At 57.0% G+C, this 22,109-nt stretch carries 19 protein-coding genes and 1 pseudogene; 11 read left to right on the forward strand and 9 right to left on the reverse strand.

What is annotated here, in order from left to right; genetic code table 11:
• Positions 1 to 26: 26 nt before the first annotated feature.
• Positions 27 to 977, reverse strand: a complete 951-nt coding sequence (gene ydgH, locus EAE_RS18405) for a DUF1471 family protein YdgH (protein ID WP_015366822.1) — start codon at positions 975 to 977, stop codon at positions 27 to 29.
• 519 nt (positions 978 to 1,496) lie between these two features.
• On the opposite strand from ydgH, the gene pntA reads away from it, so the two are divergent.
• The 3 genes from pntA (at position 1,497) to EAE_RS18420 (ending at position 4,744) form a co-directional block, all read left to right on the forward strand.
• A complete protein-coding gene (pntA, locus tag EAE_RS18410) occupies positions 1,497 to 3,026 on the forward strand; it encodes a Re/Si-specific NAD(P)(+) transhydrogenase subunit alpha (protein WP_015705256.1) in 1,530 nt (509 codons plus the stop codon).
• Between the two features lie 10 nt (positions 3,027 to 3,036).
• Complete coding sequence (gene pntB, locus EAE_RS18415; protein WP_015705257.1) at positions 3,037 to 4,425, forward strand: Re/Si-specific NAD(P)(+) transhydrogenase subunit beta; 1,389 nt, start codon at positions 3,037 to 3,039, stop codon at positions 4,423 to 4,425.
• A gap of 130 nt (positions 4,426 to 4,555) precedes the next feature.
• Positions 4,556 to 4,744, forward strand: a complete 189-nt coding sequence (locus tag EAE_RS18420) for a YdiH family protein (protein ID WP_015366818.1) — start codon at positions 4,556 to 4,558, stop codon at positions 4,742 to 4,744.
• Between the two features lie 135 nt (positions 4,745 to 4,879).
• Here EAE_RS18420 and uspE read toward each other — a convergent pair whose 3' ends face one another.
• The 6 genes and pseudogenes from uspE to EAE_RS18450 form a co-directional block, all read right to left on the reverse strand.
• Positions 4,880 to 5,830, reverse strand: a complete 951-nt coding sequence (gene uspE / locus EAE_RS18425) for a universal stress protein UspE (protein ID WP_015366817.1) — start codon at positions 5,828 to 5,830, stop codon at positions 4,880 to 4,882.
• A 151-nt stretch (positions 5,831 to 5,981) separates the two neighbouring features.
• Positions 5,982 to 6,734 (reverse strand): fumarate/nitrate reduction transcriptional regulator Fnr, encoded by a 753-nt coding sequence (gene fnr / locus EAE_RS18430; protein ID WP_004862555.1) that lies wholly within the window; start codon positions 6,732 to 6,734, stop codon positions 5,982 to 5,984.
• A 194-nt stretch (positions 6,735 to 6,928) separates the two neighbouring features.
• Complete coding sequence (gene ogt, locus EAE_RS18435) at positions 6,929 to 7,444, reverse strand: methylated-DNA--[protein]-cysteine S-methyltransferase (RefSeq protein WP_015366816.1); 516 nt, start codon at positions 7,442 to 7,444, stop codon at positions 6,929 to 6,931.
• Between the two features lie 603 nt (positions 7,445 to 8,047).
• Positions 8,048 to 9,573 (reverse strand): annotated as a pseudogene (abgT, locus tag EAE_RS18440) (p-aminobenzoyl-glutamate transporter).
• A 116-nt stretch (positions 9,574 to 9,689) separates the two neighbouring features.
• Positions 9,690 to 11,135 (reverse strand): M20 family metallopeptidase, encoded by a 1,446-nt coding sequence (locus EAE_RS18445; RefSeq protein ID WP_015705258.1) that lies wholly within the window; start codon positions 11,133 to 11,135, stop codon positions 9,690 to 9,692.
• Positions 11,135 to 12,445 (reverse strand): M20 family metallo-hydrolase, encoded by a 1,311-nt coding sequence (locus tag EAE_RS18450; protein WP_015705259.1) that lies wholly within the window; start codon positions 12,443 to 12,445, stop codon positions 11,135 to 11,137. Before EAE_RS18450 ends, EAE_RS18445 begins: the two co-directional genes overlap by 1 nt.
• A gap of 166 nt (positions 12,446 to 12,611) precedes the next feature.
• Between EAE_RS18450 and EAE_RS18455 the strand changes: the two genes are divergently transcribed.
• On the forward strand, positions 12,612 to 13,520 hold the full coding sequence (locus EAE_RS18455; protein ID WP_015705260.1) for a LysR family transcriptional regulator: 909 nt from the start codon (positions 12,612 to 12,614) through the stop codon (positions 13,518 to 13,520).
• A 102-nt stretch (positions 13,521 to 13,622) separates the two neighbouring features.
• On the forward strand, positions 13,623 to 14,186 hold the full coding sequence (smrA, locus tag EAE_RS18460) for a DNA endonuclease SmrA (RefSeq protein WP_015366810.1): 564 nt from the start codon (positions 13,623 to 13,625) through the stop codon (positions 14,184 to 14,186).
• On the opposite strand, the gene EAE_RS18465 is transcribed toward smrA, so the two are convergent.
• Complete coding sequence (locus EAE_RS18465) at positions 14,183 to 14,989, reverse strand: IclR family transcriptional regulator domain-containing protein (RefSeq protein ID WP_015366809.1); 807 nt, start codon at positions 14,987 to 14,989, stop codon at positions 14,183 to 14,185. The genes smrA and EAE_RS18465 overlap by 4 nt on opposite strands.
• 167 nt (positions 14,990 to 15,156) lie before the next feature.
• Between EAE_RS18465 and EAE_RS18470 the strand changes: the two genes are divergently transcribed.
• From EAE_RS18470 to pcaC, 6 genes are read left to right on the forward strand one after another with little or no spacing between them, the layout of a single operon-like run.
• Positions 15,157 to 15,843 carry a 3-oxoacid CoA-transferase subunit A gene (locus tag EAE_RS18470; RefSeq protein ID WP_015705261.1) on the forward strand — a complete coding sequence of 229 codons (687 nt, stop codon included), beginning with the start codon at positions 15,157 to 15,159 and terminating at the stop codon, positions 15,841 to 15,843.
• Between the two features lie 10 nt (positions 15,844 to 15,853).
• Positions 15,854 to 16,510 carry a 3-oxoacid CoA-transferase subunit B gene (locus tag EAE_RS18475; RefSeq protein ID WP_015705262.1) on the forward strand — a complete coding sequence of 219 codons (657 nt, stop codon included), beginning with the start codon at positions 15,854 to 15,856 and terminating at the stop codon, positions 16,508 to 16,510.
• Positions 16,511 to 16,520: 10 nt separating this feature from the next.
• Positions 16,521 to 17,723: a 3-oxoadipyl-CoA thiolase gene (gene pcaF, locus EAE_RS18480; RefSeq protein ID WP_015705263.1), complete on the forward strand. Its 1,203-nt coding sequence runs from the start codon at positions 16,521 to 16,523 to the stop codon at positions 17,721 to 17,723.
• Between the two features lie 9 nt (positions 17,724 to 17,732).
• Positions 17,733 to 19,085 carry a 3-carboxy-cis,cis-muconate cycloisomerase gene (locus EAE_RS18485; RefSeq protein WP_015705264.1) on the forward strand — a complete coding sequence of 451 codons (1,353 nt, stop codon included), beginning with the start codon at positions 17,733 to 17,735 and terminating at the stop codon, positions 19,083 to 19,085.
• Positions 19,075 to 19,842, forward strand: a complete 768-nt coding sequence (gene pcaD, locus EAE_RS18490; protein ID WP_015705265.1) for a 3-oxoadipate enol-lactonase — start codon at positions 19,075 to 19,077, stop codon at positions 19,840 to 19,842. The genes EAE_RS18485 and pcaD overlap by 11 nt, the downstream gene beginning before the upstream one ends.
• Positions 19,832 to 20,221, forward strand: coding sequence for a 4-carboxymuconolactone decarboxylase (pcaC, locus tag EAE_RS18495; RefSeq protein ID WP_015705266.1), 390 nt, complete (start codon positions 19,832 to 19,834; stop codon positions 20,219 to 20,221). The genes pcaD and pcaC overlap by 11 nt, the downstream gene beginning before the upstream one ends.
• Positions 20,222 to 20,374: 153 nt before the next feature.
• Here the strand turns inward: pcaC and EAE_RS18500 are convergent, their stop codons facing one another.
• On the reverse strand, positions 20,375 to 21,991 hold the full coding sequence (locus tag EAE_RS18500; RefSeq protein WP_047079424.1) for a mechanosensitive ion channel family protein: 1,617 nt from the start codon (positions 21,989 to 21,991) through the stop codon (positions 20,375 to 20,377).
• Between the last annotated feature and the right edge of the window lie 118 nt (positions 21,992 to 22,109).

Below are 22,109 nucleotides of genomic sequence, written 5' to 3' on the forward strand. Positions count from 1 at the left end.
TCGCCTTTTTGAGCAGCTGAAACCGATTACTTATACAGGTCGGCGCTAATGGTGATGTTACCGCCACGTTCCTGCCACTGGCGGGTGATGTGGTAGTATTTTGCCCCTTTCTTCGCCGCGCGTTTCGCAGTCTGGTAGGAGATTTCCGTCATATTGCCGTAGTTACCGGTGAATTTGATGCTATCAAACGGCACCATCTGCGCGGCGGTGATTTTGTTCACCTCTTCGACTTTAGTACCATTCGGCAGGGTGACAGTGTAACGTCCGCCTTTCGACGATTGGGTTTCATAGAACAGGCCTACGCCGGTGCCGGCGCCGACGGCCGCAGAGGAGGCCACGCCTGGGATCTCGACATTTTTAGCCGCTTCGCCGCCTTTCGCCAGAGCGGCGCGGCCGGCTTCGGAATCCGCTGGAATCGCATCAGGGCTCTGCAGTACGCGCTTCTGCGCATCCTTTTTATAGATATAAGCGGTGATGCGCTGGTTGCCGCCCTGGTTGGCGTCAACCTGGCGGACGATGAAGAAGGCATACGCGCCTTTGGCTTTCGCCGCTTTGGCGATGGCGTCGTTGACTTCCGGCTGGCTGCGGTAGAAGCCCTGTACGGTCACAGTGTCATACGGCATCAGCGTGACGGCCTGGTCTTTCGGCAGTTCCATCACGCCGTTAATGATACGGTTTTTCGGGGTATCCGCCTGCGGGGCGTTTTCTTTATAGAAATCCGCCGTTACGCGCCAGTTGCCGCCGTTGCCGAAATCTGAGGTGTCGACAACATAAAAGGAAGCTGCGCCATCTTTATCCGCCTTGCGGGAAACCGCCTGTACGGCATCGCCAATCGCGTTAAAACGGCCAGTGACGACGACGCGGTCATAGGGCTTCAGCGCTGCCGCTTGCTCCGGAGTCAGCTCGGTCGCTGCATGGGCAGACAACGCGGTGGTAGCCAGAAGAGCAGACGCCAGGAGTGTGTTCTTAAGCTTCATAAAAATAATCCTTTGCCTTGCGCAAACCATGTACTGGTATTGTTGTTGACTGAAAACAGGTGATTATTGCATTTAAACAACGTAACTGTCTGCGTCATTTTTCACTTCCCGCCCGATTCGTTCGTTACAAAAATATAACAAATACTGATATGTTGAAAAAACAGCCCCTTGAACAGCAAAATCGATAATCAATATCACTTTTATAAGTTAACGTAATGTTAATGCAATGATACTGACGGTAATAAATGGCGAATTAATCCCTCAGGTAAGCGAATTATCAGGTTCTGGCATAAAATTAAGGCAAATATTGCTGCCTGACGCAGTCAGGACTAATTTTTCTCAATAAAATCAAAAATTCTGTTTTAACGATGTAGATCACAATCGGTATTTTCAGTAGGTTATAAAAAGTTTGTTACTGTTTCATTTTCCAGATGAATACCTGAGCGGCGTTTTTGCGCCGCCGCTGGCGCATTTGTGAAAAAAATAAACCATCATCAAAAACCGATGGAAGGGAAAACTATGCGAATTGGGATACCAAAAGAGAGCTTAGCTCAGGAAACCCGGGCCGCTGCGACGCCGAAGACGGTCGAGCAGCTGCTTAAGCTCGGGTTTAGCGTGGCGGTCGAGAGCGGGGCCGGGAAACTGGCGAGCTTCGACGATGAAGCATTTGAACAGGCGGGCGCGGAAATCGTCAGCGCGGATAACGTCTGGCACTCCGACGTTATCCTCAAGGTTAACGCGCCGAACGATGCGGAGATTGCGAAGCTCAATCCGGGCACCACGCTGGTGAGTTTCATCTGGCCGGCGCAGAATCCGGATCTTATGGAAAAGCTGGCCGCTCGCGGTATCAACGTCATGGCGATGGACTCGGTGCCGCGTATTTCCCGCGCCCAGTCGTTAGATGCCCTGAGTTCGATGGCCAACATCGCCGGTTATCGCGCGATTGTCGAAGCGGCGCATGAATTCGGCCGTTTCTTCACCGGCCAGATCACCGCGGCGGGTAAAGTGCCGCCAGCGAAGGTGATGGTAATCGGCGCAGGCGTCGCCGGCCTTGCGGCGATCGGCGCGGCGAACAGCCTCGGCGCCATCGTCCGCGCCTTCGATACCCGTCCGGAGGTGAAAGAGCAGGTGCAGAGTATGGGCGCCGAGTTCCTTGAACTGGATTTTAAAGAAGAAGCGGGCAGCGGCGACGGTTACGCCAAAGTCATGTCTGAAGCCTTTATCAAAGCCGAGATGGCGCTGTTCGCTGCGCAGGCGAAAGATGTCGATATCATTGTCACCACGGCTTTAATCCCGGGTAAACCGGCGCCGAAGCTGATTACCCGCGAAATGGTTGACACCATGAAGCCAGGCAGCGTGGTGGTCGATCTGGCGTCGCAAAACGGCGGCAACTGTGAATACACCGTGCCGGGCGAAGTCGTGACTACCGCCAACGGCGTGAAAATTATCGGCTATACCGACCTGCCGGGTCGTCTGCCGACGCAATCTTCTCAGCTCTACGGCACCAACCTGGTAAACCTGCTGAAGCTGCTGTGCAAGGAAAAAGACGGCAATATCACCATCGATTTCGACGATGTAGTGGTACGCGGCGTCACGGTGGTCCGCGAGGGCGAAATTACCTGGCCGGCGCCGCCGATTCAGGTCTCCGCGCAGCCGCAGGCGGCGGCGAAAACCGTCGAAGCGCCAAAAGAAGAGGCTAAACCAGCTTCGCCGTGGCGTAAATACGCGCTGATGGCGCTGGCGATTATCCTCTTTGGCTGGCTTGCGAACGTCGCGCCGAAAGAGTTTCTGGGTCACTTTACCGTCTTCGCGCTCTCCTGCGTAGTCGGTTACTACGTGGTGTGGAACGTGTCGCACGCGCTGCACACGCCGCTCATGTCGGTAACCAACGCCATTTCAGGGATTATTGTCGTTGGGGCATTGCTGCAGATAGGGCACGGCGGCTGGGTCAGCTTCCTCAGCTTTATCGCGGTGTTGATCGCCAGCATTAATATTTTTGGTGGTTTCACCGTCACTCAGCGCATGCTGAAAATGTTCCGCAAAAACTAAGGGGTAGCACATGTCTGGAGGATTAGTTACAGCTGCATACATTGTTGCCGCTATTCTGTTTATCTTTAGCCTTGCGGGGCTGTCAAAGCACGAAACGTCGAAGCAGGGGAACCTGTACGGCATCGCCGGGATGGCGATTGCGCTGATTGCCACCATCTTTGGGCCGGACAGCGGTAACGTCGGCTGGATCATCGTGGCGATGGTTATCGGCGGCGCGATTGGTATCCGTCTGGCGAAGAAAGTCGAAATGACCGAGATGCCGGAGCTGGTGGCGGTGCTGCATAGCTTCGTTGGTCTGGCGGCGGTGCTGGTCGGCTTCAACAGTTATCTCGACCACGGACCGGGGCTCGATCAGGTGCTGGCGAATATTCACCTGACTGAAGTGTTTCTTGGCATCTTTATCGGCGCCGTGACCTTCACCGGCTCGATCGTTGCTTTTGGTAAGCTGCGCGGCAAAATTTCGTCAAAACCGCTGATGTTGCCGAATCGCCACAAGCTGAACCTGGCGGCGTTAGTCATCTCTTTCCTGCTGCTGGTGGCCTTCGTGCGTACTGACAGCACCGGAACGCAGGTACTATGCCTGCTGGTGATGACCATTATCGCCCTGGCGTTCGGCTGGCACCTGGTGGCGTCTATCGGCGGCGCGGATATGCCGGTGGTGGTATCGATGCTGAACTCGTACTCCGGTTGGGCGGCGGCGGCGGCGGGCTTCATGCTCAGCAATGACCTTCTGATCGTGACCGGCGCGCTGGTCGGTTCTTCCGGTGCCATCCTCTCCTACATTATGTGTAAGGCGATGAACCGTTCGTTTATCAGCGTTATCGCCGGCGGTTTCGGCACCGATGGCGGCAGTTCCAGCGACGATGAAGCAGTTGGCGAGCATCGTGAAATCAGCGCCGAAGAGACGGCGGAAATGCTGAAAAACTCGCATTCCGTGATCATCACGCCGGGCTACGGGATGGCGGTGGCGCAGGCGCAGTATCCGGTGGCGGAAATCACTGAGAAGCTGCGTGCGCGCGGTATCAAGGTGCGCTTCGGTATCCACCCGGTCGCCGGACGACTGCCGGGGCACATGAACGTGCTGCTGGCGGAAGCGAAGGTTCCGTACGATGTGGTGCTGGAAATGGATGAAATTAACGATGATTTCGCCGATACCGATACTGTACTGGTGATTGGCGCGAACGACACGGTGAACCCGGCGGCGCAGGACGATCCGAAGAGCCCGATCGCCGGTATGCCGGTGCTGGAAGTGTGGAAGGCGCAAAACGTGGTGGTCTTTAAACGGTCGATGAACACCGGCTATGCAGGCGTGCAGAACCCGCTGTTCTTCAAAGAGAACACCCACATGCTGTTTGGCGACGCTAAAGCCAGCGTGGATGCCATTCTGAAAGCGCTGTAATAGCGCAACGCTCTAAGCCGTCTCTGTTGAGACGGCTTTTTTATATAGACAGCGAAACCATGATTTGCTCATAAAGTGAACGGCGATGGGTGTTATACTATGCCTGTTTTTTCACCACACTGAGGATATTATGGATACCGAGTTAACCCCCACGCAGATGGCCATCGAGTACCTGCGCCGCGATACCGCTGTTATGACCCCCGCGCAGTACCTGAAGAAGCTCAAACTCCTCGAGCTCGAGTTTGCCGATCTGATGTCGCTTTCGTCGATGGAACTAAAAGAAGAGATCGACCTGGCCTGGCGTTTAGGTATCCACTAACGCATTCTCTAAGCTTGTTAAATTAGCGTTGATATCCGGGGCCGTATGGCCCTTTTTCTTTTTTAGCGGGCCGACAAAAAAATCCCCCGACGGGCGGGGGATGTTAGATATAATTTCAAACCTCATGAGACGCCGTTAGTCGTCGTCTTCATCGTCCAGTTCAACCGGGGTTTGATAAGCTTCCGGTTTCAGTACCAGTAGGTCGCAGCGCAGGTGGTCGATAACCTGTTCCGCGGTATTGCCGAGAAACGCGGCAGAAATACCGGTGCGGCCAACGGTGCCCAGCACCACAATCCCGGCCTGCAGATGTTCAGCTAAATCAGGGATAACCTCTTCCGGCAGCCCTTTCTCTACGTGGGTGCGGTTTTCATCGATGCTGAACTTCTGGCGCAGCGCTTTCATAGCCAGCAGATGCTGGCCGCGAATCGCATCGTTATAGATGCTCGGGTCAAAATCAGGTAATTCAATGGCGATGTTGATAGGCGTCACCGGATAGGCGCCAACCAGATGTACTTCGGTATGGTTAACCTGATCGGCGAGGGCGATAGTCTCCCGCACCAGTTTTTCATTGAGGGCGTTGTGATAGTTCTCTTCACTGGCCAGATTAACCGCTACCAGCGCTTTACCTCCTTCCGGCCACGGTTGATCTTTAACCATCCATACCGGGCATGGACATTTGCGCAGCAGGTGCCAGTCGGTCGGGGTGAAGATGACTGCTTCGAGTTTGTCGTGCTGATGGGCCATTTTCAGCAGCAGGTCGTGTTTATCGCTGATGATTTCCTGAATGATGGCTTCAAAGGGGCGGTTGTGCCACACCACTTTGATATCGATTGGCACCCCGGATTCAATGTAAAACTTGGCCTGTTCACGGATCCAGGCGCTGCGTTGGCTAATCACGCCCTGGCGCATCGCCGTGCGCTCGTCGGGCGACAGCAGGGTGGTCATTTCATAGGAAAAATCATAGATCGGCAAAAAGGCTTTGATGCGTCCACCAATCCGTTGGTGCAGATACACCGCGCGCCGTAATGCAGGCTGGTCGTCCTGGTTAGGGTCGATTACTACCAGCATGTTCTGATACTTCGCCATACAGGGTCTCCTTACAGCTGTAGCTACAGTCAGTCATTAAAAAGATAACCTATATGGATGAATTGAAACAGGGGATGACCCTGGCCAGATCAACAAATTAGAAAAAAATGTCGATCCGGCACAAGGTAGAAGAAAGTATAGCGGAGATAAATCAGGCGACGTTGCGCGCCTGGCCTGCCAGTTGCGCCAGCAGATCGCTGTTTTCGATGGTGATATATTTCCCTTTCACCGCCAGCATACCGCTTTTCTGGAAACGACCGAGCAGGCGGCTAATGGTTTCTACCGTCAGGCCCAGATAGTTGCCGATGTCGCCACGCGTCATGGTCAGGCGGAACTCACGCGGTGAGAAGCCGCGCTGCGCGAAACGGCGGGACAGGTTGTAGATAAAGGCCGCCAGCCGTTCTTCTGCGTTCTTTTTGGAAAGCAGCAGGATCATGTCCTGATCGCCTTTGATCTCGCCGCTCATCAGGCGCATCATCTGCTGACGCAGGTTCGGCATTTTACCGGAAAGATCATCCAGCGTTTCGAACGGAATTTCACAAACCATTGAGGTTTCCAGCGCCTGCGCAAAGCTTGGGTGCAGGGCGGTGCCAATGGCGTCAAAACCGACCAAATCACCCGCCAGGTGGAAGCCGGTAATCTGCTCATCGCCTTGTTCGGTGATGGTGTAGCTTTTGATGGTCCCTGAACGGATAGCGTACAGCGACTTCAGCTCATCACCCGCTTTGAACAGGGTTTGCCCTTTCTGAATAGGCTTCTTACGCTCGATGATATTATCAAGCTGATCCAGCTCATGTTCGTTCAAAGTAAAGGGGATGCAGAGCTGGCTAATGCTGCAATCCTGACAATGGATTGCACAACCACCAGACTGAATGCGTCGTATAATTCGCTTTTCCGGGATCATATGTCTGCTCAAGCTTTAATTGATATTGGTCAATTTTAACATCTTTTTGAGGAGCAAGTAAGTCTCGAAACCCGGAAAGACGCAATATTAGAAGGGGAAATATACCTTTCACCCTATCTCTTTGATAACAAGAAATTTATTAAGCGATCAATTATTGTAAAGTTACCTGTAATTTCCAAAAAAGGCATTATCTGTTAAAGCAGCAAATAGCCTTCATGGCGCAATAACCACTCTTTGCGCTGTACGCCCCCGGCGTAGCCGGTCATGGTGCCGTTACGGCCAATCACCCGATGGCAGGGAACCACAATGCTGACCGGATTGGAACCGTTTGCCGCGCCGACCGCACGGGCCGCGCCTGGGCGGCCGAGAGCCTCGGCTAACTGACCGTAGTGCATGACTTGCCCGCAGGGAATCGTGCGCAGCGCTTGCCAGACCTGACGTTGAAACGGCGTCCCGCCGGTGGCGGTCGGCAGGGTATCGATAATTGCGAGATCGCCATCGAAGTATTGCCGCAGCTTCGCGCTCAGCCCGCCCGGATCGCGCGCATCAAGACGTTCATAACCCTCATGGCGGTAGTGGATGTCGAGCAGTTGCTCCATACGGTCACGGTGCTGATCCCACTCCACGGCGCGCAGGTTAAATTGTTCATCGCAAATGACCCACAACGGCCCCAGCGGGGTATCGATTTTATCTTGCAGTAGCGTCAGCATCGGTCTTCCTTCTACGAGGTTATTTCGGCAAGAGCACACCATATCATGACGTGCGCTCTGCCAACTATACCTCCGAAAGGTCAGCAAATAATGAAAGGCTGTACTATTAATTTATAAATACGAATCGCAGTCATTTAAATTCCGTCATTCGATTGCCCAATCGCAAATTGCCGGAATAAAGGGACGGGGAGCAATGTTTATTTTTGCATTAACTAGCAGGCGCGGCAGAAAGAGCATTTTGCTACCTTTGTCTGGCGGCGAATTCCCCTGTGCGGAGGAGCGTTCAGTTCAAATCTCTATGCAGTTTGTCATACGCACGCGAATTAGCGTGAACTGGCTAATTCACCGGGAGGCACCCGGCGTCGCAGATAAATATACAGGCATTCCTTGAGTCAATTATTTTTCCAGCGCTTTGGCGCTGGTTTTTTTTAACCAACAGAAAGGTGGCGATATGCAATACATATTAACGGGAGTTGTTGTGTTGATTATCAGTGGGTTAGCTATCAATTTGCTGTCGTTGGCCATCGAAAGTCTGTGTAAAACGCTCCTGAACCGCACCACAATTCGTTAACTCACGCAGGCCCTCCCTGGCCTGTCGCTGCGTTAGGGCAAACGCGGATAGATGCCGGGACCTATCGGCAGCCCGACAAGATACCAGCCCACCAGCAGCAGTAGCCAGACGGCTAAGAAAATGAGTGGGTAGGGTAATACCAGCGAATAGTAGGTGCCCAGTTTGGCATCGGGCCGGTAGCGCTGTAAAAAGCCGAGAAACAGCGGCACAAACGGCGATACCGGCGCGAGCGGCAGCACGGAAGAGTCAGCGATGCGGAACAGGATCTGCGCAAACGCCGGGTGAAAGCCCAGCAGCATAAACATTGGTACAAAAATGGGCGCCAGAATCGACCAGATAGCCGAACCGCTGGCGATAAACATACACAAAAACGCCGACAGTAGCGCCAGGCCGACAAACGCCGGCACCCCATTCATCCCGGCGCTCTCCAGCACATCGGTCAGACCAACGGCCATGAATTTCCCCATGTTGCTCCAGTTAAACATGGCGACAAACTGGGCCAGCGGGAAGACCATCACGATAAATCCGGCCATCTCCTTCATCGGCTCGATCATTAACTGCGGCAGGTCAGCCTGACGGCGAATTTTGCCGGTGGCGATGCCGTAAGCTAAAGATACGACAAAGAAAAAAAGATAATCAGCGGCACAATGCCTTTAATAAAGGGCGAGGGCATCACGGTATGCTTGATGGGATCGCGCAGAATGCCGTTGTCCGGCACCACCATCAGCGCAATAACCGCCACAAACAACAGCGCCGCAATACCGGCAATGCGCAGCCCGAAGCGCTGTTCCGCCGTCAGCGTCTGTAGGGTTTCATCGCTCTTACCCTGCCACTTTCCTAACCGCGGCTCGACCAGTTTATCGGTAATCAATCCGCCGACCAGAGTAAGTACGATGACTGAGGTAGCCATGAAGTACCAGTTGTCGATGACGCTAACATGCAGCGAGGCATCGAGCGTTTTCGCCGCTTCGGTACTGATACCGGAGAGCAATACGTCGGTGGTGACAATGAGTAAATTTGCCGTGAATCCGCAGCCAACGCCGGCAATTGCCGCCAGTAACCCCGCCACTGGATGACGACCGACGGCGAGAAACATCAACGCCCCTAGCGGCGGCATAATGACCAGCGCCGCGTCGGAAGAGATATGGCTGAAAAAGGCGATAAATAGCACCATATAACTGGCGTAACGCGCGCTAACGTGCGATGACATCTTGACCATCAGCGATGGCAGCAGGCCGACGCGTTCGGCAAAACCGGCGCCGAGCACCAGCGCCAGAATCGCCCCCAGCGGCGCGAAGCCGCTAAAGTTTTTAATCACGTTTGGCAGAAACCAGTGCAGCCCTTCCACGCTGAGCAGATTCTTTACCACCACTCGCGAACCGTCGGTGGGGTTCTGTACGCCGACGTTTAGCGCCGACAAGATGGCGGTAGCGGCCATCAGCGCCACTATCAGATAGATAAACAGCAAAAATGGATGCGGAACCTTATTACCTATTTTCTCAACCCAGCCATACAGCTTACCGGTGGGGGAATGCGACGGTATGGATGACATACTCATGGGCGTTCCTCAGTTGTCGTTGTTGTGTTGGTTGCGGCATACCTCATGGGTTGTCAGCTGTTATTTTTATTGGCGATTGCCATCACGCTGTACGTTATCCCAGAGGCTAATTTTTCTTATTGTAAAATTGATGGTACGACGTCACGCGGGATCGGGCACTGGTATGGGCTTACCGCCAGTACCTGAGCCAGTTCCTGCTGGCTTGCTTCGAGCAACGACCTGTCGCTGAACAAACGAATCGCCGTTGCTCCCAGTATCTTACCCGCCAGCAGCATCCCTTTATGGGCGATGGAGGTTCTTCCCTGGCTTACCAGTTGCCAGCTGTGCAGCGGCGTACCGATGGCGAAGCAGGGGCTAAAACACTGGGCCACCGGCGCTTTCCAGCTCACGTCGCCGACGTCGGTAGATCCGGCCAGCACGTTTTCCGTCGCCGCCCACGGCGCGACTTCATCGATCAGCACCGTGTCGTGATGGCGGCGGGCAAACGCTTTTCCTTCTTCACCGCTGGTGCCGGCAATATTCTTCAGGCTGTTCTGTATATCGTTCACGCCGAGCGTGGCGCGAATATCCGCTGCGAAAGCGCGCTCTTCGTTACTCCATTGCGGCGTACCGTAATGACACACGGCCTGATACATTGCCGCTTCCAGCGTGCGATTGGGGAGATAGCTGGAACAGGCTTTTTCAAAACGACAGCTGACGCTGGTTTCGGTCATCAGCGCGGCACCCTGAGCAATTTTCTCAATACGGGCAAAGATTTGCTGCACGTCGGCCATTTCCGGAGCGCGAATCAAATACAGCACTTCAGCCTGCGCCTGCACCACGTTGGGCGACACGCCGCCGGTATCGGTAATGGCGTAGTGCACACGCGCTTTCTCGATAATATGCTCATTGAGGAAGTTACTGCCGGTGGTCATCAGCGTGACCGCGTCCAACGCGCTACGCCCAAGATGCGGTGAGTTTGCCGCGTGGGCGGCGGTTCCGGTAAAGCGCCACGCCGCCTGAATATTGGCCAGCGTGCTGGTGCTGAACATCCCGGCCCAGGCTTCCGGATGCCAGGTGAGGGCGGCGTCGATATCATCGAATAGTCCCTCGCGCATCATGAAGGTTTTACCCGAGCCTCCTTCTTCACCCGGGCAACCATAAAAGCGCAGGGTGCCCGAGCCGCCATGCTGCTGCAGCCACTGTTTCGCAGCGACAGCAGCGGCGAACGCTGCGGTGCCAAGTAGATTATGCCCACAGCCGTGGCCATTTTCCCCCGGCGTCGCGGATGTTGGTTCAGCACTGTGCGCCTGTTGGCTGAGTCCTGCCAGCGCATCAAACTCGCCGAGCAGGGCGATGACTGGTTTACCCTCGCCAAAGCTGGCGATAAACGCATTGGGGATTCCACCAGCGTGACGGCTTAGTTGAAAACCTTCCGCTTCCAGCGCGTCGGCCAACCGCGCGGCGGACCAGAATTCCTGGAATCGGGTTTCCGGATGATCCCAGATATCATCGGCAATAGCGCAAAAATCGTCGCGTCGCGATTCAATGATGTCATCAACAAATTGATAGATCTTTTCCATCACACACCTCGCTGCCAGGGAAAGTTGAGCGCGATGCGCGCCAGCGTCTCGACCGCGATGGTCATGACCCCTTCGTCGAAATCAAATTTCTCATTGTGATGTCCGGCGCTCAGTTCAGTACCGAAAATCATGTATGAAGCCAGTCCGCCGCGCTCCTGTACCCGCGCCATCATCAAAGTGGCATCTTCGGATCCCGCCGGCGCAGCAATATGATCCACCGCCTCTATCACACCTGGCACCTGTGCTGCCTGTTCACGTAGGTATTGCACCCACGCTGGAGAAGGTGCGCTGGAGGTCGCCGCGCCCATGAGCCGTAGTTCATAGCGGGCTTCATACATCGCTGCGGCGCCGGCAATCACGTTTTGCGCCCGCTCAAACACATACTGGTTGATAGCTTCCGTCTCGCCGCGGGTTTCGACTTTTATCAGCGCGGAAGAAGGGACTACGTTGCGCCCGGTACCGGCCTGCATAACACCGACGTTAACCCGCGAGGCGCCGGCGCTGTGCGGCGCGATGGCGTGCAGGGCGAGGGCGGCCTGCGCGGCGGCCAGTAGCGCGTTGCGCCCATCTTCCGGTTTGCCGCCGGCGTGAGCGGCGACTCCCTCGAATTGCACGTCGAATTTGGTGGTCGCCATAAAGTTGTCACCACCGCAGACCACGGTGCCGCTGGGGACGCCGGTGCCGATATGAATGGCGGTGAAGTAGTCCACGTTATCGAGCACGCCTGCCGCCACCATCGCGCGCGCGCCGCGGGTGCCTTCTTCGGCAGGCTGGAAAATCAGCTTGATGATCCCGTTGAGCCGATCGGCATACTGCTGTAGCACATGCGCTAAACCCAGCCCAATGGCGGTATGGCCGTCATGACCGCAGGCGTGCATCATTCCGGCGTTGCAGGAGGCGAAACCTGCGCGATGCGGGCGATGGCAATCGTCGTGTTGTTCGTTAAGATCGAGCGCGTCCATATCGACACGAAACGCCAGCGTCGGGCCGGGGCGGCCTGTGTCCAGGGTGGCGACGACGCCGGCGAATCCGCCTTCAAAAGCCGGTAGCCAACGTTCCGGCGCTCCCTGTTCGCGGGCGCGCTGGAATGCCTGTGCCAGGGTGGCGTCGTCGGGCAGCCCCATTCGGCTGTCGGCATCGATAACGTCGCGCCCGAGCGCCAGTTGATAACCGAGTCCGTCTAAGATCTCGGCAACCTTGCTGGCGGTACGAAATTCCAGCCATCCGGACTCCGCGTGCAGGTGAAAATCACGACGCCATTGCGTCATTTCCGGCGCCAGTTGGCTGATGAATTCATGAAGTTGCGGCATAACCCTTCCTGTCATATTAAAAAAGTGTGACGGCGTTCACGAAGTGATAGCTTTTGCTTATCACATACGCCTTTCATGCAATCTCACCCTTAACCTGCCACAGCATGTTCGATTACAGTAGATGTCATTTTCTTCTGTCTGATAAACAATGGTTATCATCTAAAGCATGTCATTTCAGATTAAATTTCATCAAATTCGCGCTTTCGTTGAGGTTGCCCGCGAGGGGAGTATTCGCGGCGCCAGCCGGGCGCTGGCGATCTCGCAGCCTGCGTTGACCAAGGCGATTAAAGAGCTGGAAGAGGGGCTTTCCGCCCAACTGTTTGTCCGCCGCAGCCAGGGGGTGGCGCTGACGGAAAACGGCGAAAGTTTTTACCAACATGCGAGCCTGATCCTTGAAGAGCTGCGGGCGGCGCAGGATGAACTGCTGCAGCGTCAGGGCGAGCAGGCCGGGCAGATTAATATTGGTCTCGGCGCCAGCGTCGCCCGTTCGCTGATGCCATCGGTGATCTGCCGCTTTCATCAGCAGCATCCGTTGGTGAAGGTGCGGATCATGGAAGGGCAACTCCTGGCGATGATTAATGAGCTGCGTCAGGGTGAGCTTGATTTCACTATCAACACCTACTATCCCGGTCCGTACGATCATGAATTCAGCTTTGAAAAACTGTTTGAGAAACCGTTCGCGGTATTCGCCCGCGCCGGACATCCGGCTGCGCGCGCCACTTCTCTCGCTGAATTGCTCGATCACCACTGGACGATGCCAACGCCGCGCGGCAGCTACTTTAAACAACTGCAGGAGATGTTTAACCAGGCCGGGCTGGCGCCCAAGGTCGATATCGTGTGTGAAACCTTCTCTTCGTGCATCAGTCTGGTGGTGAAGAGCGATTTCCTCAGCATTCTGCCGGTAGAGCTCGGAAACGATCCGATGATGGCGGATAAACTGGTGATGATCCCGATACGTGAAACGTTGCCCAGGGCAACCTACTACCTGATCCAGCGGCGCGATACGCGACCAACGCCGTTAACGGCTTCGTTAATCACCTTGTTTCGTCGTCAAAGCCGTCAATTGTTTCCTTAAAAATCCTGCGTGGGGCTATTTGCCGGCAGTGGCGGCTAAACGCGTTGAGGGGGAGGCGCGAGGCGGCTATAGTAGCAGGCGATAGCCGCTGGAGGAGAGACCATGAACCTTGACGACAAATCCCTGTTTCTTGACGCCATGGAGGATGTCCAGCCTCTGAAACGCAATAATGACGTACACTGGCACCGTGAGCGCAACGTGCGCGCCCCGCAGCGTATCGATACCCTGCAGCTCGATAATTATCTGACCACCGGCTACCTCGATATTGTGCCGCTCGCCGTGCCGCTGGAGTTCAAACGGGAAGGGCTGCAAAGCGGAGTGCTGGAAAAACTGCGGCGCGGAAAATACAGCCAGCAGGCAAGCCTGTCGCTCCTGCGCCAGCCGGTCGAACAGTGTCGGCAAATGCTGTTCGCCTTCGTGATACAGGCGCAAAAAGAGGGGCTGCGTAATTTACTTATCATCCACGGCAAAGGCCGTGATGACCAGGCCCACGCCAATATTATTCGCAGCTACCTGGCGCGCTGGCTGCCAGAGCTGCCCGAGGTACAGGCGTTTTGCGCCGCGCTACCGCACCACGGCGGCAGCGGCGCTTGTTACGTGGCGCTGCGTAAATCCGAACAGGCTAAGCAGGAGAACTGGGAGCTGCACGCTAAACGCAGCCGCTAGCGCAGCAGCAGCGTTAGCTCGCGGGCGGCTTTTTGTAATTCCGGCAGCACTCTGTCCAGCATTTCGCGGGTCGACATCTGGCCCGCGTGAACCCCGACGTTCAGCGCTGCTTCCACCTGTCCCTGCGGGTTATATAGCGGTACCGCCAGCGAACGCAGCCCCATTTCCAGTTCCTGATCGTTCAACGCATATCCCTGCTGATGCACGCGTTTTAGCTCCGCGCGCAGCTTATTCACCGAATCTACCGTTTGCGGGGTGTAGCGAATCATCGTCACCCGGCCCAGCATGTCGTTCAGCCGTTCTTCCGGCTGATGGCTTAACAGCACGCGGCCCATGGAGGTCGCCCACGCCGGCAGGCGGCTGCCGATATCAAGATCGATCGTCATAATTCGCGAACTGGAGGCGCGGGCGATATACAGGATATCGTCGCCATCGAGGGTGGCGATTGAGCAGGATTCATTGAGCATTTCGCTCAGATGCTTGAGCACCGGCTGCGCCGAGCGCGCCAGCGGCGTTGAGGCCAGCCAGGCGTGACCGAGGGCGAGGATCCGCGGACGCAGCTGGAAATTCTTACCGTCTTCGGCGTAGACGAATCCCAGTTTGCTTAAGGTATACAGGCAGCGCCGTACCGCCGCTCGGGGGATGCCGGTCTTTTGGCTGATCTGCGAAATCGACAGCACCGGGCGCTGCGGGGTAAAAGCCTGAATCACTTCCAGCCCCCGCGCCAGCGACGCCATAAAGTTCGGGTCGCCCTTAAACGGATCGCCGTCGCCCGCCACTACATCATCTGGATGCTTGTCCATTTTGTTCTCCGTATTTGCCATCGATCACATTCTTTCGCTAAAGATATACGATGTTCGATTATCGCACCATATTTCGATTATCGCCCTTGACCAGCATCGTTAAGCGGGTCACATTTTGTGCGAACAACGCATATAAGTGCGATTACCGCACGTTAAGGAGCGACCTGATGATTGATAAAAGCGTGTCGACGCTGAGTGAGGCCATTGCCGGGATCCACGACGGCGCGACCATCATGATCGGCGGATTTGGCCCCGCCGGGCAGCCGACGTATCTGATTGACGCCCTGATTGACCAGGGCGCCCGCGACCTAACCATTATTAATAACAACGCGGGTAATGGCGAAGTGGGGCTGGCGGCGCTGCTCAAAGCCGGGCGGGTGCGCAAAATGATCTGCTCATTCCCGCGCCAGGTAGATTCACAAATTTTCGATGACCTCTATCGCCGCGGCAAAGTTGAGCTGGAACTGGTGCCGCAGGGCAACCTGGCGGCGCGGATCCAGGCCGCTGGCGCAGGTCTCGGCGCGGTCTTTACCCCTACCGGCTACGGCACGCCGCTGGCGGAAGGCAAAGAAACCCGGGAAATAGATGGCCGCCATTATGTGCTTGAGTATCCGATTAAAGCTGACTTCGCCTTGATTAAGGCCCACCAGGGAGACCGCTGGGGCAACCTGGTCTACCGCAAAGCGGCGCGCAACTTCGGCCCGATTATGGCGACCGCCGCCAAAACCACCATTGTTGAAGTCTCGCAGCTGGTCGCCCTTGGCGAACTCGACCCGGAAAACATCATCACCCCGGGGATTTTCGTCCAGCGTGTATTCTCGCTGGAAAATCTGTCCGTCGCGCAAAGCGCCTGAGGAGCCGAACATGCAAAAACTGACTCGTGACGAAATGGCCCAGCGCGTCGCCCGCGATATTCCGGAAGGCGCTTACGTCAACCTTGGTATCGGTCTGCCGACCCGCATCGCCAACTATCTACCTGCCGATAAAGAGGTGTTCCTGCACAGTGAAAACGGGCTACTGGGAATGGGGCCGAAGCCGCAGCCCGGCGAAGAGGATCCAGAACTGATCAACGCGGGTAAAGAGTATGTCACCCTGCTGCAGGGCGGCTGTTTTTTCCACCATGGCGACTCCTTCGCCATGATGCGCGGCGGACATCTGGATATCTGCGTGCTGGGCGCCTATCAGGTTTCCGCCAGCGGCGATCTCGCTAACTGGAGCACCGGCGCGCCGGATTCGATCCCGGCGGTTGGAGGGGCGATGGATTTGGCTATCGGCGCCCGCCAGGTGTTTGTGATGATGGACCATCTGACCCGCGATGGCGAATGCAAACTGGTCGAACAGTGCAGCTACCCGCTGACCGGCGTCGGTTGCGTCAGCCGTATCTATACCGATCTGGCGGTCATCGATATTACCGACCGCGGCCCGGTGGTGCGCGAAATCTTTAATGGCCTCTCCTTTGAAGAGCTACAGCGCATCACTCCGGTGGCGCTGACTTTTGAACAACTGGCGGAAAGTGCGTAAGGAACCTATGATGAATCAGGCATTTATCTGTGATGCGGTGCGTACGCCGTTTGGCCGTTTTGGCGGCGCATTATCCAGTATGCGCGCCGACGATTTGGCGGCGCTGCCGCTGAAAGCGCTGCTGGAGCGTAACCCGGGACTCGATCCGGCGCTGATCGACGATGTGATCTACGGCTGCGCCAACCAGGCCGGAGAAGATAACCGTAACGTGGCGCGCATGGCGCTGTTGCTGGCCGGGCTGCCGCAGAGCGTTCCCGGCAGCACGATTAACCGCCTCTGTGGTTCCAGTCTCGATGCAATCGGCGTCGCGGCGCGGGCGATTAAAAGCGGCGAAACTCAACTGATGATCGCCGGTGGGGTGGAGAGTATGTCGCGCGCGCCGTTTGTGATGGGCAAAGCCGAGAGCGCCTTTAGCCGCTCGATGCAGATGGAAGATACCACCATCGGCTGGCGCTTTATTAACCCGCAGATGAAAGCGCAGTACGGCGTGCACTCGATGCCGGAAACCGCGGAAAACGTCGCCGATGAGTTTGCCATTTCTCGCGCCGACCAGGACGCTTTTGCGCTACGCAGTCAGTTACGTACCGCGGCGGCGCAGGAAGCGGGGCGTTTCGCCGATGAACTGATCGCCGTATCGGTGCCGCAGCGCAAAGGTGAGCCGCTGCGTTTCAGCCGCGATGAACATCCGCGCAGCACCTCGCTGGAGGCGCTGGCTAAACTGCGCGGCGTGGTCCGCACCGACGGCAGCGTTACCGCCGGTAACGCCTCCGGCGTCAACGACGGCGCCTGCGCGCTGCTGTTGGCCAGTGAACAGGCGATGTCGGCGAATGATTTACAGCCGCTGGCGCGGGTTGTCGGCGTGGCGACAGCGGGGGTGGCGCCGCGGATTATGGGCTTCGGCCCGGCGCCGGCGGTGCGTAAGGTGCTGGCGCAAACCGGGCTGACGCTGGCGCAGATGGATGTCATCGAACTGAATGAGGCTTTTGCCGCGCAGGCGCTGGCGGTTACCCGTGATTTAGGTCTGCCGGATGATGCCGCCCACGTTAACCCCAACGGCGGGGCCATTGCGCTGGGTCATCCGCTGGGGGCTTCCGGCGGACGTCTGGCGATGACCGCCGCTTATCAGCTGAAGCGTACCGGCGGCCGCTATGCGCTGTGCACGATGTGTATCGGCGTGGGTCAGGGGATTGCGCTGATTATTGAACGCGTTTAAGGAGTCGCGATGAGTTTGTTGACCCCCATGTTGCGCAGCAGTCCGTTAACCGACTGGTTCAGCGATGCGCAGCGGGTACAGGGTATGCTGGATTTCGAAGCCGCGCTGGCGCAGGCGCAGGCCGACTGCGGGCTGGTGCCGCAGGCGGCAGTCTCGCCGATAGTCAACGCCTGCCGGCATGCGCTTATCGATTTCGACGCGCTGGGACAATCGGCGGCCAGCGCCGGCAATCTGGCTATTCCGCTGGTCAAACAGCTGACTGCGCGGGTGAAAGCGCAGGATCCGGACGCCGCGCGCTATGTCCATTGGGGCGCCACCAGCCAGGACGCTATCGATACCGGCTTTGTTCTGCAACTGCGGGGCGCGCTGGCGGCGACGGATAGCCTGCTACAAAGCCTGATTGACGCGTTCGCCGAACAGGCGCAGCGCTATCAACATACGGTGATGCCGGGGCGCACCTGGATGCAGCATGCGCTACCGGTCACCTTTGGCCTTAAACTGGCGGGGACGCTGGATGCGCTGCTGCGCTGGCAACAGCGGTTGATTGAGATGCGCCCACGGGTGCTGGCGCTGCAGTTTGGCGGTGCGGCGGGCACGCTTGATTCATTGAAACAGCAGGCGCCGCAGGTGGCGCAGGCGTTGGCGCAAACCCTCGACCTGCAGTTGCCGGATACGCCATGGCATAGCCAGCGCGACCGTTTCCTCGAAGTCGGCGCCTGGTTCGCTGGCGTTTGCGGCACTCTGGGAAAATTCGCCAATGATTTTTCGCTGCTGATGCAAACCGAGGTTGCGGAAGTCGGCGAGCCGCTGGCGGAAGGGCGCGGGGGCTCCTCGACCATGCCGCACAAACGTAACCCGGTCTCCTGCGCGGCGATTCTAACCGCGGCGCAGCGCACGCCGGGGCTGGTCGCCACCCTCTACGCCGGCCAAATCCAACAGCATGAGCGCGCGCTCGGCGGCTGGCAGGCGGAATGGGAAACGCTACCGGAGCTGATTATGCTGGTGGGCGGGGCGCTGGCGCAAACTGACATGCTGGTGCGCGAGATGCAGGTTTTCGTGCATAAGATGCGTGCCGACCTTGATATCACTCACGGGCTGATTATGGCGGAAGCGGTGACCCTGGCGCTGGCGGAGTTTATCGGCAAAGCCGAGGCGCACCATCGTGTAGAAGCGCTGTGTCGTCAGGCGTTGGATCGCAATGGCTTGCTTGTCGATTTGCTGGCGGCCGACCCGCTGGTCAGTCAGTATCTCTCCCGCGAACGTTTAAACGCGCTACTGGATCCTGCAACGGCTACCGGTAGCGCCGAACGCTTTGTGCGCCAGGTACTGGCGCGTTATCAGGAGCAACATCATGAATCTTGATTATCAACTCGACGGGCCGGAAGGCGCGCCGGTTATCGTGCTGTCGAACTCGCTTGGCACCACGCGCGCCATGTGGCAGCCGCAGCTGGATGCGCTGACGGCGAATTTTCGCGTACTGCGTTATGACACCCACGGCCATGGTAAAACGACGAAAAATGGCAAGGTGACCCTGGCGCAATTGGGTGAAGATGTGATTGCGCTGCTCGATCACCTTAATATCGGTAAGGCACTGTTTTGCGGTATTTCGATGGGCGGGCTGACGGGATTATGGCTGGCGCGCTTTGCGCCGGAACGTTTTTATGCGGTGGCGGTGGCTAATACCGCGGCGCGGATCGGCGATCAGTCGGGCTGGCTTTCCCGCGCCCGCGCGGTGCGTCAGGAAGGGATGGATGTGGTTGCCGCGGGAGCGGCGGACCGCTGGTTTAGTGATAATTTCCGCCAGCGCGCGCCGGAGGTGGTCGAGGCGTTATGTCACCAGTTGACCCATAGCGACGCTGAAGGCTACGCCGCCTGCTGCGAAGCGCTGGCGGCGGCAGACCTGCGGGGAGAGGTCGGGCAAATTGCGATTCCGATGCTGATTATTGCCGGAGAAAGTGACCCTGTCACCACTGTCGCCGACGCTAACTTCCTGCATCAGCAGATTGCCGATTCCCAGGTGGTGGTGCTGAGCGCGTCGCATCTGTCGAATATCGAAGCGCCAGCCGCCTTTAACGCCGCGCTGAACGGCTTTTTGCTGGGGGAGCAAAATGGAAGATAAACAACGTTACCAGCAGGGAATGGAGGTTCGCCGCAAGGTATTAGGCGATGCTCACGTTGACCGTACGCTGCAGAACCTCACGCCGCTGAATGAGGAGTTTCAGGATTTCATTACCCGTTACGCCTGGGGAGAAACCTGGACGCGTCCGGGGCTCGATCACCATACCCGCAGCATGATCACTATTGCGATGCTGATTGCGCTCAACCGCGAGGCGGAACTTAAGATGCATCTGCGCGCCGCCTTTAATAACGGCGTGACCCGTGATGAGCTGAAAGAGTTGATTATGCATTCGGCGCTGTACTGCGGCTTACCGGCGGCAAACGCCACGCTGCACCTTGCGCAGCAGGTGTTTGCCGAGATCGACGCCGCGCAGGCGTAGGGGGCGGCGCATTGCGCCTTGTCCGGGCTACTAAATCGCACGGCGCTGTAGCCCCGGTAAGCGGTAGCGCCACCGGGGATTTTGAGTTGTAGGCCGGATAAGCGCAGCGCCATCCGGCATTACCTGGTGACGCTGCGTTGGCGTAGGATGACGTTATCTGTCGCCTTCCTGCGGCGCGACGGCCGGGGCGGTATACCAATCCTCTTTGGCGACCACCACCGCGCCTTTCGGTTGCATGACAAAATTGGGCGACATAATCTGCACGCCAAATTCGTTAAACACATCGATAATGCTGCTGTGCAGCGCGTTGCGCCCCTCCGGCAGCGTCGTTTCCGGTAACAGCCGCACCTGCAGTTCATACGACGTATACCAATCGAGCAATCCCAGTTTGCGAACCACCGGCGCCACCTGATGATCCACTCCCTGGGCGCGGTGGGCCGCCAGTTCCAGCATCGCCTGTACCTGCCGCCACGGCGTATCGTAACCAATGGTCACGCCGGTGGTGAGGTTGATTCCCTGTTGCGGGTCACTGGCGCTGAGATTGGTGATTTTACCGCTGACCACCACCGCGTTCGGCAGGGTGACAATATAGTTCTCGCGGGTCAGGATTTTGGTCGCCAGCATGCCGATCTCGCTGACCTTGCCTTCGTTATCGGCGATGCGGATCCAGTCGCCTTTATGCAGCGCACGGGTATAAATCAGCACCAGTCCGCTCATGGCGTGATTCATCACCCCCGCTGAGCCCAGCGTCAACATCAGGCCGAAGAACACGCTAATCCCCTTGAAGGCCAGAGAGTTTGCGCCAGGCAAGAAAGGATAGGCGGCGGAGAGCGCAAAGAGCCAGATAACCACGGCGATAAGCTTTCGCGTGGCGCCGACGGTTTCTGGATGCAGACCGGGGATCTGCAGACGCCCGGCGGCGACCTGATCCAACACCACCTTCAGCAGGCGGATGATAAACCACGTAATCAGAAAGATAAGCAGTACGATCATCAATCCCGGCAGCGCCGACACGATGGACAGCGAAATATCACGAATTACCCCTACTGACCACTCACCGAGCGATTCTCCCCATACCCGGGTCCACGGAAACAGGCTGAATACCCAACTCAGCCAGACATAACCCGCCAGTATCCCTAGCAGTACTAACAGCAGCGCGTATAACCGGCTCTCGACGTTACCGAGAAACCGCCGCCAGCTATGTGGGATCATGCTGCGTTTTTCGAGGATCCGTAGATGGAAAAAACGGCGCACTCGCCGCCATGAGCGAAAAGCGAAATAGCAGGCCAGGGCGAGGAGCAACGCGCCGGCGGCGGATTTCAGCGCCGCCAGCAACAAATAGCGGGTATTGTACTGTTCGCGCAGCGACGTCCTTTGCGCTTCCATACGGGCAAGAACGCGCTGCGCCGCCTGATCCAACGTCAGATCGTCGCCTTCATCGAGGTCAGCCTGGCTTAGCAACATAATAGGTTTGCCATTCATCAGAAACAGCCGCCCCGGCTGGTTGTAGCGGGTGACTGGCACCACCTGTAGCGGCTGGCTGATGTCGGCTTCGGTGAAGGCGCGTAGCGTATTGCGGATGCGCAGAACCCGTTCTTCCGGCGTGGTCTGGCCGAATGTAGCCTGTAGCATGACGATCGGTTGATGGAAAATAGCGACGGTTCGCGCCTGCTCGCGAGCGGTGGGCTGCTGACGAGGTTCTGCCGCGGAAAGCGGGAAGGCCAGCCATAGCAGAAAGCACGCCGTTAACAACGCCTGAATCCTGTTCATATGCGACACCAGAAAAGAGGAATTATTGTTATTTTTCAGCCGGTCAAACTCTGAGCGGCTGCTGGATTGAGCATAGTTCAGCGTCGGGTGAATTCAAGAATTAAGGGGGAGAATACGC

The organism is Klebsiella aerogenes KCTC 2190 (assembly GCF_000215745.1).
GTDB classification, from domain to species: Bacteria; Pseudomonadota; Gammaproteobacteria; order Enterobacterales; family Enterobacteriaceae; genus Klebsiella; species Klebsiella aerogenes.

Excerpts from the sequence above, each read along its gene's own strand:
- pcaC (WP_015705266.1), top strand. The coding sequence starts at position 19,832 with ATGGAAGATAAACAACGTTACCAGCAGGGAATGGAGGTTCGCCGCAAG.
- EAE_RS18420 (WP_015366818.1), top strand. The coding sequence starts at position 4,556 with ATGGATACCGAGTTAACCCCCACGCAGATGGCCATCGAGTACCTGCGC.
- EAE_RS18485 (WP_015705264.1), top strand. The coding sequence starts at position 17,733 with ATGAGTTTGTTGACCCCCATGTTGCGCAGCAGTCCGTTAACCGACTGG.
- pcaD (WP_015705265.1), top strand. The coding sequence starts at position 19,075 with ATGAATCTTGATTATCAACTCGACGGGCCGGAAGGCGCGCCGGTTATC.
- ogt (WP_015366816.1), bottom strand. The coding sequence starts at position 7,444 with ATGCTGACGCTACTGCAAGATAAAATCGATACCCCGCTGGGGCCGTTG.
- EAE_RS18450 (WP_015705259.1), bottom strand. The coding sequence starts at position 12,445 with ATGCCGCAACTTCATGAATTCATCAGCCAACTGGCGCCGGAAATGACG.
- fnr (WP_004862555.1), bottom strand. The coding sequence starts at position 6,734 with ATGATCCCGGAAAAGCGAATTATACGACGCATTCAGTCTGGTGGTTGT.
- EAE_RS18475 (WP_015705262.1), top strand. The coding sequence starts at position 15,854 with ATGCAAAAACTGACTCGTGACGAAATGGCCCAGCGCGTCGCCCGCGAT.
- ydgH (WP_015366822.1), bottom strand. The coding sequence starts at position 977 with ATGAAGCTTAAGAACACACTCCTGGCGTCTGCTCTTCTGGCTACCACC.
- pcaF (WP_015705263.1), top strand. The coding sequence starts at position 16,521 with ATGAATCAGGCATTTATCTGTGATGCGGTGCGTACGCCGTTTGGCCGT.
- pntB (WP_015705257.1), top strand. The coding sequence starts at position 3,037 with ATGTCTGGAGGATTAGTTACAGCTGCATACATTGTTGCCGCTATTCTG.
- pntA (WP_015705256.1), top strand. The coding sequence starts at position 1,497 with ATGCGAATTGGGATACCAAAAGAGAGCTTAGCTCAGGAAACCCGGGCC.
- EAE_RS18470 (WP_015705261.1), top strand. The coding sequence starts at position 15,157 with ATGATTGATAAAAGCGTGTCGACGCTGAGTGAGGCCATTGCCGGGATC.
- EAE_RS18455 (WP_015705260.1), top strand. The coding sequence starts at position 12,612 with ATGTCATTTCAGATTAAATTTCATCAAATTCGCGCTTTCGTTGAGGTT.
- smrA (WP_015366810.1), top strand. The coding sequence starts at position 13,623 with ATGAACCTTGACGACAAATCCCTGTTTCTTGACGCCATGGAGGATGTC.
- EAE_RS18465 (WP_015366809.1), bottom strand. The coding sequence starts at position 14,989 with ATGGACAAGCATCCAGATGATGTAGTGGCGGGCGACGGCGATCCGTTT.
- EAE_RS18445 (WP_015705258.1), bottom strand. The coding sequence starts at position 11,135 with ATGGAAAAGATCTATCAATTTGTTGATGACATCATTGAATCGCGACGC.
- EAE_RS18500 (WP_047079424.1), bottom strand. The coding sequence starts at position 21,991 with ATGAACAGGATTCAGGCGTTGTTAACGGCGTGCTTTCTGCTATGGCTG.
- uspE (WP_015366817.1), bottom strand. The coding sequence starts at position 5,830 with ATGGCGAAGTATCAGAACATGCTGGTAGTAATCGACCCTAACCAGGAC.